The organism is Bizionia myxarmorum (assembly GCF_008086205.1).
GTDB classification, from domain to species: domain Bacteria; phylum Bacteroidota; class Bacteroidia; order Flavobacteriales; family Flavobacteriaceae; genus Algorimicrobium; species Algorimicrobium myxarmorum.
In genome coordinates, this window is record NZ_VSKK01000003.1 from 245800 (window position 1) to 263276 (window position 17477).

Sequence of the window (17477 nt, forward strand, 5' to 3'; positions counted from 1 at the left end):
ACTAATCAGTTTTGCGTTTAAATCCGTAATACAAACCTCCCAAACAAAGTAATCCAAAAATTACTGAACTGGCTAAAGCAATTAATCCGCCTGTTTTTATAACCTCTGGTTCAAACTTAAATTCAATAGTATGCTTTCCTGCTGGAACATTCATGGCACGTAAAACGTAATTTACGCGCGTATATGGCGATAATTCTCCGTCTATATAAACGTTCCATCCGTGACTATAATATATTTCAGAAAATACGACAAAACCTGCTAAATTAGATTCTGATTGGTACTTAATATAATTGGGTTTATAGTCTTCAACCTGAATAGTGGCGGACGAATCTATCGGGAAGGTTTGACTTTCCAAGCCTTTCATAGTTGTTAAGGCAACTTGTTTCGTGTTTAAACTATCCAATTTTAAAATTTCAATATTGGCATCGTTAACTTGCTCTAGTTTTTGAACAAACCACGCATTACCATTGGCATCTGTATTAGTGTATGGGAATACAGTATCATCGTCATCTTGAGCGATAATATATTTAGTATTCAACATATTCAGAACATTGATGTTGTTTTGTGAAATATGAAAGTCGTATAATTCATTAAAACGCTTCAATTTTGCAGCATGATATCCTGAAACCGAATTATGGAAATAGGAAGCTCTTGCGCCACCTGATGTCAAATCTAAAACTCGGAAATTTCCAGGGTCTTTTTGTATTTCTAAATCGGCAGCATTAGCTTGATAAGGTTTGTTAACTTGAATAGAGGAAACAAAATTGTCGTTATTCACATAACGTCTATCTACGCCTACTAAATCGAAGACAATTAGACCAGCGAAAATTATAATTACCAATGTTTCAGAGAGTTTTTCTTTAAGAAACATAAATATGGTTCCCGCAGAAAGCAATACTAAAATTAATGTTCTCAAGCTATCTTGTGTGAAAAATGCCTTTCTATCTTTAATTACTGCATCAATAAATTGCGGACCATAATTCTGACGGTAAATCCCGTCATTGGCACCCACGAAATTAAATAATGATGTTTTAAACAATACGAAAACCACAGCCAAACCGGCGGTAATAATGGCCGTGTATTTTAAAGCTTTTAGTTTTTCTTCACGCTTTTCTAATGGATTAAACAAGCGCACCAATCCAAAAATACCCAGAATTGGAATACACAGTTCTAAAATAACTTGAATAGAACTTACGGCTCTAAATTTGTTATACATAGGAACAAAATCGATGAAGAAATCAGTTAAAAAGCCGAGATTCTTCCCATAAGATAATAATAGCGACAAAACAGTTCCGCCAACGAGCCACCATTTTAAGCGGCCTCTGACTAAAAATAAAGCCAAAACAAATAGGAATAATACAACAGCTCCAATATAAGCTGGCGCTTCCACAATGGTTTGATCTCCCCAATATGTAGGCATTTGTTTCACCTGCTCTAAAGCTTGAAGCGGCGTGGCACCAAGACCAATAAAATAATCATATGAAGCAGAATCTTTCCCAACGTCTTCATAGCTTCCACCACCTAAAAAGCGCGGAATATATAAATTAAATGTTTCTAAAATACCATAACTATATTCGGTAATGTAAGCTTTATCTAACCCTGAAGTGGCTTCTTTTATAGATCCATCTGAGTTAATGCTTAAATCGCTTTGGCTACGGGTACTTTCTGCAGCATATTCTTGAGTTGCTAGAATATTTGTGGCGTTTAAACCAATGGCTAAAATAACGGCAGCTACCATAATTCCAACCGATTTAAAATAGTGTTGCAAAAGTTTTTTCTTGTAAGCGTCTACAAAATAAGCCACTCCCAAAACAAGGACCAAAAACATTAAGTAATAGGTCATTTGAAAATGGTTGGCTACTAACTCCAATGCCATAGCCACAACCGTCAATAAAAACCCTGAAATATAGTGTTTCCTAAACGTAAGAATTATGCCGCTTAATACCAAAGGCATATAAGCAATGGCGTGTGCTTTACTGTTATGGCCAACGCCCAAAATTATTATTAAATAGGTTGATAAACCAAAAGCAAGAGCACCTAAAGCAGCTAACTTAAAGTCAACTTTTAATGTAAGTAATAATATGTAAAATCCTATAAAATAGAGGAATAGATAATCTGCAGGCCTTGGCAGGAAGCGTAAAGTTAAATCAAGTTGCTTGATATAGTTGTGCGGATAATTTGCACCTAATTGGTAGGTTGGCATACCGCCAAATGCACTGTTTGTCCAATAGGTTTCTTCGCCTGTATCCTCTTTATAATCTTTTTGCTGCTTGGACATACCAATATAATGCTTGATGTCACTTTGGTAAATTTCTTTACCTTTTAAAACAGGACTGAAATACGCTAGGGAAATACAAATAAACCCTACTAATACAAGAATGTGAGGTAGGATTTTTTTTACTGAAAATTGCATGAAATTGGATTAATCAATGAAGGCGAAAATTAATCAATTTCTTCGTAATCTACATATTCACCAACGTTTTTATTTGAAGTATTTGATTGCGGTACTTTATCTATCACCGTTTCTCCTTCATTTTTTGTAGATTGTTGCTGTTGCGGCTGTCTTTGGTTGAATTGTTGCCCAAATTGGGCACCAAATTTAGCCTCGGCTTTTTTCGCAACATAACGCATTAAAGCAGGTGCAAATAATCGGGAAAGTATCTTTATACCATACCAAACCAATAATATGATTAAAATTGTCCTAAAGACGCCATAAAAAGATGCGTGTTGAAGCATATCACTAAATTTTTACAAAAATACAATTCTTATCTATTTAAATTACCCCTTAATTACTTAAAAAAAGTATAAAATATCTATATTTGAAATCAAAGACAAACTTATGAAATCTATCCAAACTTATTTATTTCTACTTGTTTCGTTTACAACACTTTATTCACACGCCCAATATACGGAAGTTATAAATTCTAACCGACCAGGCGATTCAAGAAGTGCTTTTTCAGTAGGAACCAATGTCGTACAATTTGAAGTTGGACCTTATATTTTGAATGAAAAACACAATCTTTTAAATAGAGAGGATAAAAGTTATGGTGCTGATTTTGCATTGCGATACGGTTTATTGTTTCCGCAATTGGAATTAAATGTGGAAGGGACTTTCCAATCCACAGATCGCTCCTACACGGGGATTGTTGCCAATGATGCAACGTTTAGTAATTTTAAAACCTTAACAGTTGGTGCTAAATATTTAGTATATGATCCCTACAAAAATGCTGAAGAAGATAAACCTAATATAAGAAGTTGGAAAGCCAACCGAACTTTTAAATGGAAACAATTAATTCCTGCTGTTGCTGTTTATGCCGGCGCTAATTTTGATACAAAAGACAATCCATTTACTGCCGCAAGTATTGAAGGTTTTAGTCCGAAAGCCATGATAGGAACTCAAAATAACTTTGCTAGCGGCTGGGTATTTGTTACCAACTTTATTATGGATAGAATAGGAACAGACCAATCCGATTTCTCGTTTATTTTAACACTTACCAAAGCAGTTACCGATCAATGGGTTGTATTTGGTGAAAGTGAAAATATTAGCAGTGATTTTTACGCCGATAACTTAATTCGATTTGGTGGTGCCTATTTATGGAGTAAAAATTTCCAATTGGATACAGCACTTACTTTTAATACAAAAGATACACCATCAGTTTTCGGTGTAACTATTGGGGCTTCTTACCGTTTAGATTTTCATAAGGATAAACAAGGTAATGATGGTACATCGGCGGATGAAGAATTAAAACGTCGTGAAAATAAATCACGTGGAAAAGATGAAAACAAACGCGAAAAGCAAGATACAGATTTTAATGGTTAGAATAATTAGACGCTGAAAAATAAATGATACAATTACACGAAGTAAAAAACAAGAAGGAGCTTAAAAGTTTCGTGACATTTCCATTTTCGTTATACCAAGATTCAAAATATTGGGTACCGCCTATTATTTCGGATGAAGTGGCCACTTTAAGTGCCGATAAAAACCCAGCATTTCTTCATGCAGATGCACGATTTTTTCTGGCATACAAAAACAATGAAATCGTAGGCCGCGTGGCAGCCATTGTTAACTGGACCGAAATTAATGAGCAGAAAGTAAAAAAAATGCGTTTCGGTTGGTTTGATACTATTGATGATATTGAAGTTTCAAAAGCACTTTTAAATCAAGTGGCTGAAATAGGAAAAGAACACAATCTTGAATATGTTGAAGGTCCTGTAGGTTTTTCCAATTTAGATAAAAATGGTGCTTTAACCGAAGGTTTTGACCACATTGGAACCATGGCAACTTGGTATAATCATTCCTATTATATTGATCATTTTAACCAACTTGGTTTTGAAACCGAAAAAGAATATATAGAAAGTAAATTTTCCTTTATAAATTTACCTATAGAACGTTTTGTACGCGCTAACGATATCATTTTAAAGCGTTTTAAATTAACAGCAGGCAGTTTTACTAAAACAAAAGAAGTTGAGCCCCATTTGGACAGTATGTTTGACTTGTTCAACAGATCTTATTCCAAATTATCATCGTTTGTACCAATTTCCGATGCGCAGCGTGATTATTTCAAAAAGAAATTTATCAATTTTATCAATCCTGAGTACATAAAATTCGTTTTTGATGAACATGAGAAAATGGTGGCTTTTGCAATTGTTTTACCCTCTTTTTCAGAAGCGCTTCAAGAAACAAAAGGAAAACTATTTCCATTTGGATTTCTAAAACTATTAAAAGCTAAAAAAACGAGTAAAACGGCCTTATTCTATTTAATTGGTATAGAACCGCATTATCAAAATAAAGGTTTAACAGCCGTTATTTTTAACGAATTTCATAAATCGTTTACAAAATACGGTGTCGAAACTTGCATTCGTTTGCCGGAATTAGCAGATAATTTAGCGTCCCATCAAATATGGAAAGATTTTGATACGCATATTATAAAACGCCGAAAGACCTTCAAAAAAGTATTGTAAAAGAAAAAGCCGATTTTAATTTAAAATCGGCTTTTTTATTAACTTATAATTCTAAATATTATTTTTCCATAGCGGCAGTAACAGCAGCAGATAAACGCTTGTAAGTTCCATTTTCTAAACGGGTTCTAATAGCATCAAAAGCATCTAAAGTTACGCTAACATCTTCCAAAGTATGTGTTGCTGTAGGAATCATTCGCAGTAAAATTAATCCTTTAGGAATAACTGGGTACACAACTATAGAACAGAAAATTCCGTAGTTTTCACGCAAATCTTTTACTAAAGCCATTGCTTCTGGAATACTTCCTTTTAAATAAACAGGCGTTACACAACTTTGAGTGGTTCCAATATCAAAACCTCTATCTTTTAAACCAGTTTGTAAAGCATCCACAATTTTCCAAAGGTTTTGCTTTAATTCTGGCATCGTACGCAACATGTCTAAACGTTTAAGCGCACCAACAACTAATTGCATTTGCAAAGATTTTGCAAACATTTGCGAGCGCAAGTTGTATTTTAAATAATCAATAATTTCTTTGTCTGCAGCAATAAAAGCACCCGTACTAGCCATTGATTTCGCAAAGGTTGCAAAATAGACATCAATACCATCTTGAACGCCTTGCTCCTCACCTGCTCCAGCTCCAGTAGCACCAAGTGTACCGAATCCGTGTGCATCATCAACAAAGAATCTGAAATTATATTTTTTCTTTAATTCAACAATTTCTTTTAAACGACCTTGTTCACCGCGCATTCCGAAAACACCTTCCGAAATTACTAAAATTCCACCGCCCGTTTGTTCGGCCATTTTAGTTGCACGTTCCAAGTTTTTCTCTAAACTTTCAACGTCATTATGTTTGTAGGTAAAACGTTTACCCATATGCAAGCGCACACCATCAATAATACAAGCGTGAGCATCCACATCATAAACAATAATATCATCTTTAGACACTAAAGCGTCAATAGTTGATACCATACCTTGGTAACCAAAGTTTAATAAATAAGCCGCTTCTTTTTTAACAAAAGCTGCTAATTCATTTTGTAATGTTTCGTGAAGATCCGTATGTCCAGACATCATTCTAGCTCCCATTGGATAAGCAGAGCCGTAAGCTGCACCAGCTTCAGCATCAACTTTACGAACTTCAGGATGGTTGGCTAATCCTAAATAATCGTTGATACTCCATGTAACTACTTCTTTTCCTTGAAATTTCATACGATTAGAAATTTCACCTTCTAATTTTGGGAATACGAAATAACCTTCAGCGTGGGCCGCCCATTTTCCTAGAGGCCCCTTGTCTCTATAAATTTTATCAAATAAATCTCTCATAAAGCTATTAATCTAGTTAGATGTTGCAAAATTAGATATTTAAAATTTCACAACATAATAATTTTCCGTTCTATTATTAACAGAACATGATAGTTAACTACAAAAATTAAAGTTAACTATCATGCGCTGCAATATGTTGACATTCTTATATAAATTCGATGTCTTCTTTTTCTTCTATTTTGTCTGTGTCTAAAAAACCTTGCTCATCCATCCATTTATCACTATATATTTTACTCATATATCGAGATCCGTGATCCGGAAATATAACAACTATAACATCATCTTCTCCAAATGTGTTTTCGTCATTAAATTGCTTGATAGCTTGCATTGCTGCTCCAGATGTGTAACCAACAAATAAACCTTCAGTTTTTGCTATTTCACGCGCCATTAAAGCACTTTCTTCATCGGTAACTTTAATGAATTCATCAATAATATCAAATTCGGTTGCAGTAGGAATCAAGTTTTTACCTAAACCTTCAATACGGTAGGGATAAATTTCCTTTTCATCAAACTCGCGCGTTTCATGGTATTTTTTTAATACTGAACCAAAGGCATCAACTCCTAATATTTTGATGTCTGGATTTTGTTCTTTTAAATATTTAGCCGTTCCCGAGATAGTACCTCCTGTTCCACTACATGCTACTAAATGTGTTATTTTACCTTCAGTTTGTTTCCATATTTCTGGACCCGTAGAATAGTAATGTGCATCTACATTTAATTGGTTAAAGTATTGGTTAATATAAACCGATCCTTCTGTTTCTTCATGCAAACGTTTTGCTACTTCGTAATAAGATCTTGGATCGTCTGCGGCAACGTTTGCTGGACAAACATATACTTTAGCACCCATGGTTTTTAGCATGTCAATTTTATCAGGCGATGATTTTGAGCTCACTGCCAAAATACATTTATAGCCTTTTACAATGCTAACCATAGCCAAACTAAAACCGGTATTACCAGAAGTTGTTTCTATGATTGTATCGCCAGGTTTTAAAATACCCTGCTTTTCAGCTTGCTCAATAATATATAATGCAATTCTATCTTTTGAGGAATGTCCCGGATTAAAGGCTTCTACTTTTGCAAAGTAATTACCAATAAAAGGTGCTGTAATAGTATTCAGTTTAATTAAGGGCGTGTTTCCTACAAGGTCTAACACACTGTTGTAAACTTGATTTTTTTGTCCCATATTTACTTTTTGAGTAACTCCATTTTTTAGGTGAAATGGTGCTTAAAACCTCGCAAAAATACAATTTTTTTTTGGACTATTGGGTGATTCCCTCTAAATCCAGTAAAAACGCATATTCTAAAGCCACTTCTTTAATACTTTCAAATCGGCCAGATGCACCGCCATGACCTGTATCCATGTCTACTTTCAATAATAATTTATTAGTATCCGTTTTTAAATCACGCAGTTTAGCAACCCATTTTGCGGGTTCCCAATATTGTACTTGCGAATCATGAATTCCTGTAGTCACTAACATATTTGGATATGCTTGGGCTTTTACATTATCATATGGTGAATAAGATTTGATGTATTGATAATAGGTTTCATCATTCGGATTTCCCCATTCATCATACTCTCCAGTTGTTAAAGGAATAGAATCATCCAGCATCGTGGTTACAACATCTACAAAAGGCACAGCTGCAACAACGCCATTATAGAGTTCTGGATTTAAATTAATGATAGCGCCCATTAACAAACCGCCGGCAGATCCGCCATTAGCATATAAATGCTTGCTGGATGTGTATTTCTCGTCTATTAAATGTTTCGAACAATCTATATAATCAAAAAAGGTATTGTTTTTTTTAAGCAACTTCCCATTTTCATACCAATCCCGTCCTAAATATTCGCCACCACGAATGTGGGCAATGGCAAACACAAATCCACGATCCAATAAACTTAAACGGATAGTTGAAAAATAAGGATCAATTGTCATTCCATAAGAACCATAAGCATGTAGTAAAAGAGGATTATTTCCATCTTTTTTAAGTCCTTTTTTATATACCAGAGACATCGGAATTTTTTCTCCATCTCTAGCTTTGGCCCAAATACGCTCGGCTTCGTAATCGTCTTTATTAAAATCGCCTAAAACCTCTTGTTCTTTTAAAACAACACTCGTTTTAGTTTTAAAATGGTAAGCAATTACTGAGCTAGGCGTTTTCATCCCATTATAACCATAGCGTAAAACATCGGAATTAAATTCCGGGTTGTTTCCCAAATACGCCGTGTAAGTTTCGCTTTCAAAAGGCAAATAATAATCCTCTTCGCCGTTCCAACTAATAATTCGTAATTTATTTAGGCCTTGTTCGCGTTCGTTTAACACATAATAATCATGGAATATTTCAATATCTTCTAATAAAATATGCGCTCTGTGAGGAATAACGTCTTTCCAATGAGATTTTTCGGTTGCCGTTTCTGATGTTTTTTGAAGTTTGAAATTTATAGCGCCATCATTATTAGTTATGATATAAAAGTTGTCATTATAATGTGCAATGGCATATTCCAAGCCGCGTTCCCGCTCATGAAATATTTTAAATTCCCCATCTGTATGATCTGCCGATAAAATTCGATATTCGGAAGTTAAAGTACTTGATGAACCAATAACTATATATTTTCTGGATTTCGTTTTATAAACAAAGGCGTTAAAGGTTTCATCGGTTTCGTGATACACTTCAATGTCTTTGGATGAATTCTCGTTTATATTATGCTTTAAAATTTTGTAAGCACGCAAGGTAACGGGTTCTTTAATAGAATAAAATACCGTTTCATTATCATTGGCCCACGTGCAACCTCCAGTCGTGTTTTTAATTTTATTAGAATGAAGTTTACCTGTTTTAAGATTTTTAATCTGAATGGTATATTGACGTCTACTTACCGTGTCCACAGAAAAAGCCGCCATTGTATTATCTGGACTAATTGAAATCCCCCCTAATTTGAAGTATTTATGCTTTTCTGCCATAACATTACAGTCAAACATAACATCTTCTTCAGCATCAAGAGATCCCTTTTTACGCGTGTATATTGGATAATCTTTGCCGGTTTCATAACGAGTAATGTACCAATAGTCATTATAAAAATACGGCACAGACTCATCATCTTCTTTAATACGCGCTTTCATTTCTTCAAATAGGGATTCCTGAAATGCTTCCGTAGGTTTCATTACCGCTTCTGTAAACGCGTTTTCAGCATTTAAATAATCTATTACTTCAGGGTTTTCACGGTCGTTAAGCCAGAAATAATCATCAATACGCTCATCACCATGAGTAATAAGGGATTTTGGTATTTTTTTTGCTACGGGAGGTGTCATTATATTTTTCAAAAAAAAGTGCATTTATTCAGAGTGCAAAAATAGAAAATTTAAATAGCTTTGTAATTAATATAAATTGATAATATTATGTTTGGTGATTTAATGGGAATGATGGGTAAAATTAAAGAAACCCAAAAAAAAGTTGAAGAAACTAAAGTGCGCTTAAATTCCGTGCTTATTGATGAAACAAGTGCTGATAATAAGTTAAAAATTACTATAACAGCAAATAGAACCATCAAAGATATTAATATTGACGAATCGCTTTTAGATGATAAAGAAGCGCTTGAAGATTATTTAGTACTTACCTTGAATAAAGCCATTGAACGCGCATCACAAATTCATGAAACGGAAATTAGCGCAGTTGCTAAAGATGGCATGCCAAATATTCCAGGGATGGATATGTTTTAATAGAGGTTAGGTGTTAGGTGTTAGGTGTTAGGTGTTAGGTGTTAGGTGAAAAATAATAGAATCTAAAATTTATAGTTCATAATGTATAACCCATTAATAACTATAAAATGTCAAGAAGATATTTCAAGCCCAAAAATTCTAAAAAGAATTTAATAAAACAATTTATTTCATTTTTTTTAATCCTAGTTTTAATAAGTTACTTCATAATAAATTATTTTGGAAACAACTATTTGCTAGAATTCGTGGGAGAAAACTTATACGTTCAAACTGTTTTAATATCTTTAATTTTAAAGGATTTATTTAGCAGCTTCCAAAATCAATCAAAAATAGAGCATATAAAAATCAAAATATTAGAAGAGTTAAAAGTAAATATGCAAAATGAAAAAGAGAATAAAAGAATAGAAAGAGAGTCGGGTTTTTAGATTAATCTCAATTTTTTATTGTTTCAAAAATTCATCTTAAATCTATCTGACTTTATACTAATTATTAAAATTCTTACAATTTCACGCCTTTCAAAACCGTTAAAAAATGATCATGCATGGAATCTGTATAATCCAAATGCGTGACAATACGCAGTTTTCCGCTGCCCATTCCGCTTAAAATAATGTCTTTTTCTGCAAAATAATTTAAAAAGGCTATTTCATTTTTCCGTTCGGCCAATTCAAAAATTATGATATTGGTTTCAACAGGCTCTACTTTCTTTATAAAAGGCAATCCTAGTAAAACAGATCCAATTTCCTTCGCTTTTTGATGATCTTCTGCTAGTCGTTCCACATGGTTATCTAAGGCATATAATCCCGCAGCAGCTAAATAACCGGCTTGTCTCATGCCGCCGCCTAATATTTTACGGATGCGGATGGCATTTTTCATAAGGGCTTCATCACCAATTAAAACGGATCCAATTGGGCAGCCTAAACCTTTGCTTAAACATACTGAAATCGTATTAAAAACGGTACCATAATCTTTAGCTGTTTCTTTTTTCGCTACCAGGGCATTCCATAAACGCGCGCCATCTAGATGGAAACCTAACTGATTGGTATCGCAAACGGTTCTAATTTTCTGAAGTTCCTCAAAATCCCAACAGGAACCTCCTCCTCTATTGGCCGTATTTTCAACTTCCACCAATTTGGTTAACGGGCTGTGATAAAAATCGGGTGGATTAATTGCTTCTACAACTTGGTTTGCTGTAAACATGCCGCGTTCTCCAGCTAATAATTTACAAGAAACGCCAGAATTAAAAGAAACGCCGCCACCTTCATAATGATAAATATGCGCATCTTTATCGCAAATAACTTGATCTCCTGGATTGGTATGTAATTTTATAGCTGTCTGATTCGTCATGGTTCCCGAAGGAAAAAACAAAGCTTGAGGTTTACCAAAAAGCTTGGCAAGTCGCATTTCCAAAGCATTTACAGTTTCATCTTCTTTATAAACATCATCTCCAACTTGGGCAGACATCATTGCATCAAGCATGCCTTTTGTAGGTTTTGTAACGGTATCGCTTCGTAAGTCAATTTTCATAAAAACAGGTATTAAGATGCTTTAAAATTAATCCATTTTAAGTTTTCTGTTGATAGTTTTAATTATATTTTTGTTAAAATTTATAACCTATGATTACTTCAGATCAAATTAAAGATCTAAAATCCCGCCTCGATAAACTTAGGCACTATCTTTGACATAGATGCCAAATTAATTGAAATTCAAAACGAAGAGGAACAAACCTTCTCTCCAGATTTTTGGAATGATTCCAAAGCGGCCGAAATAGTTATGCAATCCCTTCGTACCAAAAAAAAATGGGTTTCTGATTATGAAGTTGGCATGACACTTCATGAAGATTTAGAGGTTATTTACGAGTTTTATAAAGAAGATGAAGCTACTTATGAAGATGTTGAAGAACGGTTTGAAAAGGCAGAAACACTCGTTGAGGATTTAGAATTTAAAAATATGCTTTCAGAAGAAGGCGATAGTTTAAGCGCTATTTTGCAAATCACCGCTGGTGCTGGTGGAACAGAAAGTTGCGATTGGGCTAGCATGCTTATGCGCATGTATTTAATGTATGCCGAAAAAAGCGGCTTTAAAGTTAAAGAACTCAATTACCAAGAAGGAGATGTAGCCGGCATAAAAACGGTGACTTTGGAAATTGAAGGTGATTTTGCTTTCGGTTGGCTAAAAGGTGAAAATGGTGTGCATAGACTAGTAAGAATCTCGCCTTTTGATTCTAATGCCAAGCGCCATACCAGTTTTGCTTCAGTTTATGTATATCCTTTGGTAGATGATACGATTGAAATTGAGATAAATCCTGCTGATATTGAAATAACAACAGCCAGATCTAGTGGTGCTGGTGGACAAAACGTGAATAAAGTTGAAACCAAAGTGCAGCTTGTTCATAAGCCCACAGGAATTCATATTTCTTGTAGCGAAACGCGTTCTCAACATGATAACCGCTCGCGCGCCATGCAAATGTTGAAATCGCAATTATATGAAATTGAATTGCAAAAACAGCTTGCACAACGTCAAGATATTGAGGCTGATAAGATGAAAATAGAATGGGGAAGTCAAATTCGTAATTATGTTTTACATCCTTATAAATTGATAAAAGACGTCCGAACAGCTCATGAAACTGGTAACGTAGATTCTGTTTTGGATGGCAATATTGAACCGTTTTTAAAAGCCTATTTAATGATGATGGGACAAAAAACGGAAGATACTAATCAGCTTTAAACTTTTAAAATTTCGAATTATGATAACAATTTATCACAATAACCGCTGCAGTAAATCACGCTGTGGATTAGAACTATTAGAAAAATCTGGCAAAGCCTTTGAGATTAAAAAGTATTTGGATGATGTGCCTTCAGAAAAAGAACTGAAAAATATCATTTCTTTATTAGGTATTAAACCTATTGAATTAGTTCGAAAAAACGAAGCCATTTGGAAGGAACAGTATAAGGATAAAGAAATGTCCGATTCAGAAATTATTTCAGCCATGGTTAAAAACCCGAAACTCATTGAACGACCAATTGTTATAAATGGTAAGAAAGCAATTATTGGCAGACCACCTGAAAAAATACTCGAAATTTTATAAAAACTGAAGCTTCAATCGTAAAAATTGAAGCTTTTTTATTTAACAAATTTTTAACCAAAACCCTTTAAACCAAAGGTTATTTTTGCAGTCATAAAGAAAAAATATATTCATGAATAAACTAATTTTAACCTTTTCTCTAGTCGTTTTAGCAGTTCTAAAGGTATCTGCACAAAGCGATAAAGAAGTTACCGTAACTGGTAAAGTATTTGAAAAAACAACAAACGTACCATTAGAATATGCAACGGTAGCTTTTGTTAATAAAGCCGAAAACCGTATAGTTACTGGAGGAATAACTACAGAAACAGGTGATTTTAGTATTCCAGTTCCAAGTGGAACTTATGATATAACTGTCGAATTTATGGGATTTGATAAATTAACCATCCCGAATCAAGAATTGACTTCCGATAAAAATATAGGAACGATTGGATTGGCAGAAAATGCTCAAGCGCTTGAAGAAGTTTCAATAATTGCTGAAGTAACAACCGTAGATATTCGTCTAGATAAAAAAATATACAATGTTGGTCAAGATTTAACCGTTAGCGGTGGAACTGTAAGTGACGTTTTGGATAATGTTCCTTCGGTATCGGTAGATGTGGAAGGTAATGTAGCATTACGTGGAAATGGTAATGTTACCATTTTAATTAATGGTAAACCGTCTGGTTTGGTAGGTTTAAATTCTACTGAAGCCTTACGTCAGTTACCAGCAGAATCTATAGAACGTGTAGAAGTCATCACGTCTCCATCTGCACGATATGAAGCACAAGGAACCGCAGGTATTTTAAATATTATTCTTAGAAGAAGTAAGTTACAAGGATTTAATGGTGCGGTTACCACAAATTTTGGATATCCAAAATCTGCTGGTATTTCTGGAAATGTAAATTACCGAACAGGTGATGTTAATATTTTTAATACCACAAGTTATGATTATCGTGAAGTTCCAGGGAATTCCAATTCCTACACGCAATACTTTAATAGAGTTTATGATGAGTTTGGTAATATTATAATGGATAATCCTGATACCTTTGCCGATGAACAGAACAATTATGAGCGCGTTAGAAAGGGAATAAGTACTAATTTTGGAGTGGAATGGTATATAACTGATTCAGCCTCATTAACAGGTGCAGTTTCATATAGAAATGGTGACAACGAAAGTAACACAGAGAATACCTTAATCATACTTGATGAAAACAAGAACTTTCTTTCCCAAACTAATCGTTTTGACCCAGAATTTGAAGACGACAAAGTTATGCAATATTCCTTAAATTTCATGAAAGATTTTAACGATAATGGTCATAAGCTAACTATGGATTTTCAATATGAAAATAATTCTGAAGATGAATTTTCTAGAGTTTTAGTAGAAGGAGAAAATACTGAAAGAGTATCAACTTTAGAGGATCAAGAAGAAATACTGCTTCAAGTTGATTATGTATTACCAATTGGTGAAAATAGCCAATTTGAATTAGGATATCGAGGTAACTTTGAAAACCAAGACACTGATTATAAATTATCTTTATTAAATACAGATACTAACGAATTTGAAGTGAATACAAACCTTTCAAACTTTTTAAATTACCGTGAATATGTGAATGCAGCATATACACAATTTGGGAGTAAATTTGGTAAGTTTTCATTTTTAGCTGGACTTCGTTTAGAAAACACACGTATTACTGTTGATCAACCAACAAGTGGTGATTTCTCTAAAAATGACTATACAGGTTTATTCCCAACCGTAAACTTAAATTATGAAATAAGCGAAGATGAAAACGTAACTTTAGGATATAGTAGACGTATTCAACGACCACGTTCTTATTTTATCAATCCATTTCCTTCACGTTCAAGCGTAACGTCTGTTTTTAGAGGAAATCCGCAATTGGCGCCAAGTTATTCAGGTCAATATGATTTAGGTTATTATAGAAAATTTGGTAAAGTTTCTTTAAACGGTTCAGCCTATTATCAACATGCTACAGACGTATTTAGTTTTGTTAGTTTCGACACAGGGGTTCCAGTAACTGTTAATGGACAAGAGTTCACTGTTATAGAGCGTACACCGATAAATTTAGCTGAAGAAGACCGTTTAGGGTTTGAATTTACTGTTACTTATAATCCAATGAAAAAATGGAATATTAATGCTAACTTTAATTACTTTCAGCAAAGTGTTACTGGTGAGACACCAAATGGTTTATCTTTAGATAACACAAGTAACAGCTGGTTTGCACGTTTAAATAATAAATATACATTACCTGGAAAAATTGAATGGCAGACAAGTTTAAATTACAGTGGTCCTTCAGAAGATGCCCAAAACAGACGTGATGGCGTGTTTTCAACAAATATGGCATTTAGTAAAGACTTTCTTAAGGACAAGGCTTCAATTGCTTTAAACGTTAGTGATTTATTAAATAGTCGTAAACGTCAATCTGAAACTTTCACGAATACCTTTATGAGTGATTCTGAATTTCAATGGCGCGAGCGCAGTTTTACATTATCATTAACCTACCGATTTAATCAACAGAAAAAACGTCAAGAACGTGGCGGAAGCACTAATGGTGGTGGTGATTTTGATTACGAAGGATAAAATATTAAGATAGAATACTAATTAAAAACTGCCTGAATGGGCAGTTTTTTTTGTTTTACAGCATACCTGTTTTTTAAAATTTCGAAGTAATTTATAAGAAGAAATATCTGAATATTAGACATAAAAAAAACGTCTGAAAATTTCTTTCAGACGTTTTACTTTATGATATACTAATTGCTAATTAGTTTAATGCTTGTCTTTTTGCTTTCTTCTCATCACGCATTTCTTTCAAACGCTCCATCAACGCGCCGCCAATCCAATAAGGAACAACAAACGTTATCAAAAAAATCATTAACCAGAATCCAATGGTTAAAATAGTTGCAAATGCTAAAAATCCTAAATACTGTTCAAAAGTAAACATGATGGTTCTTTTTTCAATTAATTAAGGCAAAGATATAATAAAGACTTATGTTTTACAATAGGAGACTCAAAATTTATTTGCGTTGTGTTTTCTTAAAAATATATTCTAAAGCAAAACATACTAAAATAACTGAGGTAATGACCATTACACCAACAATATTTGAGTTGTATTGTTGAATTATTAAAGTAACAAATGCTATAGAACAGCCTAAACAACCTAAAAAGGGTACTGTTTTTTTAGCATTAATAGTTTTAGACTGTCGAAAAGCGATAAAATTTACTATAGCGAAAATGAGCAAAAATCCAGCACTACCCGCTGTTGAAATACTTTCTAATTCTAAACTATTCGCTAATAATAAGGTTAAACCGGCTGTAATTAATAAACCAATGGGTTTGTTCCATAGCATGCTCGTTAAATGATGTGGAAGTTCATCATCTTCCGCCAACTCAAAACTCACGCGACTACCGCCATAAAGAGACGCATTAATAGCAGAAAACGTAGATATAAGAGCGGCTATAGTTATAATTGCAAAACCTAATTTCCCCAACATAGGTTTGGCGGCTTCAGCTAAAACATAATCTTCAGATTTAGCAATTTCATTAAATGGCAAGGATCCCACAGTAACAATGGCAATTATTATATATAAAAAAACAACAAACCATACAGAATAATTATAGGCTTTTGGTATGTTCTTTTTCGGATTAGTAATGTCTGGCGCTGCATTCGCAATAAGTTCAAAACCTTCATAAGCTACAAAAATAACCATCCCGCCGGTTAATAAAAGCAAGGGGCTCTTCCAATTAGAAACTGCCAACTGTTCCACATTTGGATTATCTAGCAAGCCGTATAATCCCAAGCCTACAAATGCCAGTAAAATAATAAGCTTAATAATTACAGCATAGGCTTCTATTTTACTCACTACAGCAATACTGTAATAATTAATAGCTGTAGCCACCACTATAATGGCAGTTAAATACAGATGGAAATCGTAAGTCGTGTTTCCCGTAATTTCAAATAAATTAGGTGCGTATGATCCGAAGGCAGAAGCATATAAAGAAAGCATGATGACATAACTTATCCATAATAAATTATTAATACCACCACTAAATACGGTTTTACCAAACGCTTGATTAATGAATTTAACCGTTCCACCTCTATCAGGATAGGCTAAAGACAGTTTAGAATAACTATAGGCCGTTAAACTGGCTATTACGCCTGCGAATAGAAAAGCAATAGGCGTTCCGCCTTGCGCTAAAGAAACCGCCAATCCAAGTACAGCAAAAATACCACCACCCACCATTCCGCCGATTCCAATAGATATAGCCTCTCGTAGACTAATTTTTTCTTTGGATAGTTTGGAATTCGTCATATTAGTTATATTGATCATGCCATGAAATTTAAAAGTAAGTTTTTATTATTATAACTAAAACATTAGGGATTGTTTTCTAACAAATATTGTTTGAACTGTC

15 protein-coding genes are annotated in these 17477 nt (G+C 34.0%); 7 read left to right on the forward strand and 8 right to left on the reverse strand.

Annotated features, from left to right (window positions below; genetic code table 11):
- Position 1: 1 nt before the first annotated feature.
- Together ES674_RS12310 and ES674_RS12315 are read right to left on the reverse strand one after the other, a co-directional pair.
- Complete coding sequence (locus ES674_RS12310) at positions 2 to 2413, reverse strand: YfhO family protein (RefSeq protein ID WP_148404400.1); 2412 nt, start codon at positions 2411 to 2413, stop codon at positions 2 to 4.
- Between the two features lie 29 nt (positions 2414 to 2442).
- Positions 2443 to 2736, reverse strand: coding sequence for a DUF4834 family protein (locus tag ES674_RS12315; RefSeq protein ID WP_148404402.1), 294 nt, complete (start codon positions 2734 to 2736; stop codon positions 2443 to 2445).
- A gap of 103 nt (positions 2737 to 2839) precedes the next feature.
- Here ES674_RS12315 and ES674_RS12320 point away from each other — a divergent pair, with 103 nt between their 5' ends.
- Positions 2840 to 3820, forward strand: coding sequence for a transporter (locus tag ES674_RS12320; RefSeq protein WP_148404404.1), 981 nt, complete (start codon positions 2840 to 2842; stop codon positions 3818 to 3820).
- Positions 3821 to 3843: 23 nt separating this feature from the next.
- Positions 3844 to 4962, forward strand: coding sequence for a GTP cyclohydrolase (locus tag ES674_RS12325; protein WP_148404406.1), 1119 nt, complete (start codon positions 3844 to 3846; stop codon positions 4960 to 4962).
- Between the two features lie 58 nt (positions 4963 to 5020).
- Here the strand turns inward: ES674_RS12325 and ES674_RS12330 are convergent, their stop codons facing one another.
- The 3 genes from ES674_RS12330 to ES674_RS12340 form a co-directional block, all read right to left on the reverse strand.
- The gene (locus ES674_RS12330; protein ID WP_148404408.1) at positions 5021 to 6280 is read right to left on the reverse strand and encodes an aminotransferase class I/II-fold pyridoxal phosphate-dependent enzyme; all 1260 of its coding nucleotides are present in this window, start codon (positions 6278 to 6280) and stop codon (positions 5021 to 5023) included.
- Positions 6281 to 6425: 145 nt separating this feature from the next.
- The gene (locus ES674_RS12335; protein WP_148404410.1) at positions 6426 to 7463 is read right to left on the reverse strand and encodes a PLP-dependent cysteine synthase family protein; all 1038 of its coding nucleotides are present in this window, start codon (positions 7461 to 7463) and stop codon (positions 6426 to 6428) included.
- 76 nt (positions 7464 to 7539) lie between these two features.
- A complete protein-coding gene (locus ES674_RS12340; RefSeq protein WP_148404628.1) occupies positions 7540 to 9585 on the reverse strand; it encodes a S9 family peptidase in 2046 nt (681 codons plus the stop codon).
- An 87-nt stretch (positions 9586 to 9672) separates the two neighbouring features.
- Between ES674_RS12340 and ES674_RS12345 the strand changes: the two genes are divergently transcribed.
- Together ES674_RS12345 and ES674_RS12350 are read left to right on the forward strand one after the other, a co-directional pair.
- Complete coding sequence (locus tag ES674_RS12345; protein ID WP_148404413.1) at positions 9673 to 9993, forward strand: YbaB/EbfC family nucleoid-associated protein; 321 nt, start codon at positions 9673 to 9675, stop codon at positions 9991 to 9993.
- A 107-nt stretch (positions 9994 to 10100) separates the two neighbouring features.
- Positions 10101 to 10415, forward strand: coding sequence for a hypothetical protein (locus ES674_RS12350; RefSeq protein ID WP_148404414.1), 315 nt, complete (start codon positions 10101 to 10103; stop codon positions 10413 to 10415).
- Between the two features lie 73 nt (positions 10416 to 10488).
- Here the strand turns inward: ES674_RS12350 and ES674_RS12355 are convergent, their stop codons facing one another.
- A complete protein-coding gene (locus ES674_RS12355; RefSeq protein ID WP_148404416.1) occupies positions 10489 to 11514 on the reverse strand; it encodes a threonine aldolase family protein in 1026 nt (341 codons plus the stop codon).
- 89 nt (positions 11515 to 11603) lie between these two features.
- Here ES674_RS12355 and prfB point away from each other — a divergent pair.
- The 3 genes from prfB (at position 11604) to ES674_RS12370 (ending at position 15647) form a co-directional block, all read left to right on the forward strand.
- A protein-coding gene (gene prfB, locus ES674_RS12360; protein ID WP_148404418.1) for a peptide chain release factor 2 occupies positions 11604 to 12714 on the forward strand; the annotation gives its coding sequence in 2 pieces (ribosomal slippage) (positions 11604 to 11666 and positions 11668 to 12714; 1110 coding nt in all).
- A gap of 19 nt (positions 12715 to 12733) precedes the next feature.
- Entirely contained in the window at positions 12734 to 13075 is a 342-nt protein-coding gene (gene arsC / locus ES674_RS12365) for an arsenate reductase (glutaredoxin) (protein ID WP_148404420.1), read from the forward strand.
- A 109-nt stretch (positions 13076 to 13184) separates the two neighbouring features.
- Positions 13185 to 15647, forward strand: a complete 2463-nt coding sequence (locus tag ES674_RS12370; RefSeq protein WP_148404422.1) for an outer membrane beta-barrel family protein — start codon at positions 13185 to 13187, stop codon at positions 15645 to 15647.
- Between the two features lie 181 nt (positions 15648 to 15828).
- On the opposite strand, the gene ES674_RS12375 is transcribed toward ES674_RS12370, so the two are convergent.
- Together ES674_RS12375 and ES674_RS12380 are read right to left on the reverse strand one after the other, a co-directional pair.
- Complete coding sequence (locus ES674_RS12375; RefSeq protein ID WP_148404424.1) at positions 15829 to 16008, reverse strand: hypothetical protein; 180 nt, start codon at positions 16006 to 16008, stop codon at positions 15829 to 15831.
- Positions 16009 to 16081: 73 nt separating this feature from the next.
- Complete coding sequence (locus tag ES674_RS12380) at positions 16082 to 17395, reverse strand: APC family permease (RefSeq protein ID WP_246126040.1); 1314 nt, start codon at positions 17393 to 17395, stop codon at positions 16082 to 16084.
- Between the last annotated feature and the right edge of the window lie 82 nt (positions 17396 to 17477).

Bases quoted from the DNA above. Each gene is read 5' to 3' on its own strand.
- ES674_RS12380 (WP_246126040.1), bottom strand. From the start codon at position 17,395: ATGATCAATATAACTAATATGACGAATTCCAAACTATCCAAAGAAAAA.
- ES674_RS12320 (WP_148404404.1), top strand. From the start codon at position 2,840: ATGAAATCTATCCAAACTTATTTATTTCTACTTGTTTCGTTTACAACA.
- ES674_RS12370 (WP_148404422.1), top strand. From the start codon at position 13,185: ATGAATAAACTAATTTTAACCTTTTCTCTAGTCGTTTTAGCAGTTCTA.
- ES674_RS12350 (WP_148404414.1), top strand. From the start codon at position 10,101: ATGTCAAGAAGATATTTCAAGCCCAAAAATTCTAAAAAGAATTTAATA.
- arsC (WP_148404420.1), top strand. From the start codon at position 12,734: ATGATAACAATTTATCACAATAACCGCTGCAGTAAATCACGCTGTGGA.
- ES674_RS12355 (WP_148404416.1), bottom strand. From the start codon at position 11,514: ATGAAAATTGACTTACGAAGCGATACCGTTACAAAACCTACAAAAGGC.
- ES674_RS12345 (WP_148404413.1), top strand. From the start codon at position 9,673: ATGTTTGGTGATTTAATGGGAATGATGGGTAAAATTAAAGAAACCCAA.
- ES674_RS12315 (WP_148404402.1), bottom strand. From the start codon at position 2,736: ATGCTTCAACACGCATCTTTTTATGGCGTCTTTAGGACAATTTTAATC.
- ES674_RS12310 (WP_148404400.1), bottom strand. From the start codon at position 2,413: ATGCAATTTTCAGTAAAAAAAATCCTACCTCACATTCTTGTATTAGTA.
- ES674_RS12330 (WP_148404408.1), bottom strand. From the start codon at position 6,280: ATGAGAGATTTATTTGATAAAATTTATAGAGACAAGGGGCCTCTAGGA.
- ES674_RS12325 (WP_148404406.1), top strand. From the start codon at position 3,844: ATGATACAATTACACGAAGTAAAAAACAAGAAGGAGCTTAAAAGTTTC.
- ES674_RS12335 (WP_148404410.1), bottom strand. From the start codon at position 7,463: ATGGGACAAAAAAATCAAGTTTACAACAGTGTGTTAGACCTTGTAGGA.
- ES674_RS12375 (WP_148404424.1), bottom strand. From the start codon at position 16,008: ATGTTTACTTTTGAACAGTATTTAGGATTTTTAGCATTTGCAACTATT.
- ES674_RS12340 (WP_148404628.1), bottom strand. From the start codon at position 9,585: ATGACACCTCCCGTAGCAAAAAAAATACCAAAATCCCTTATTACTCAT.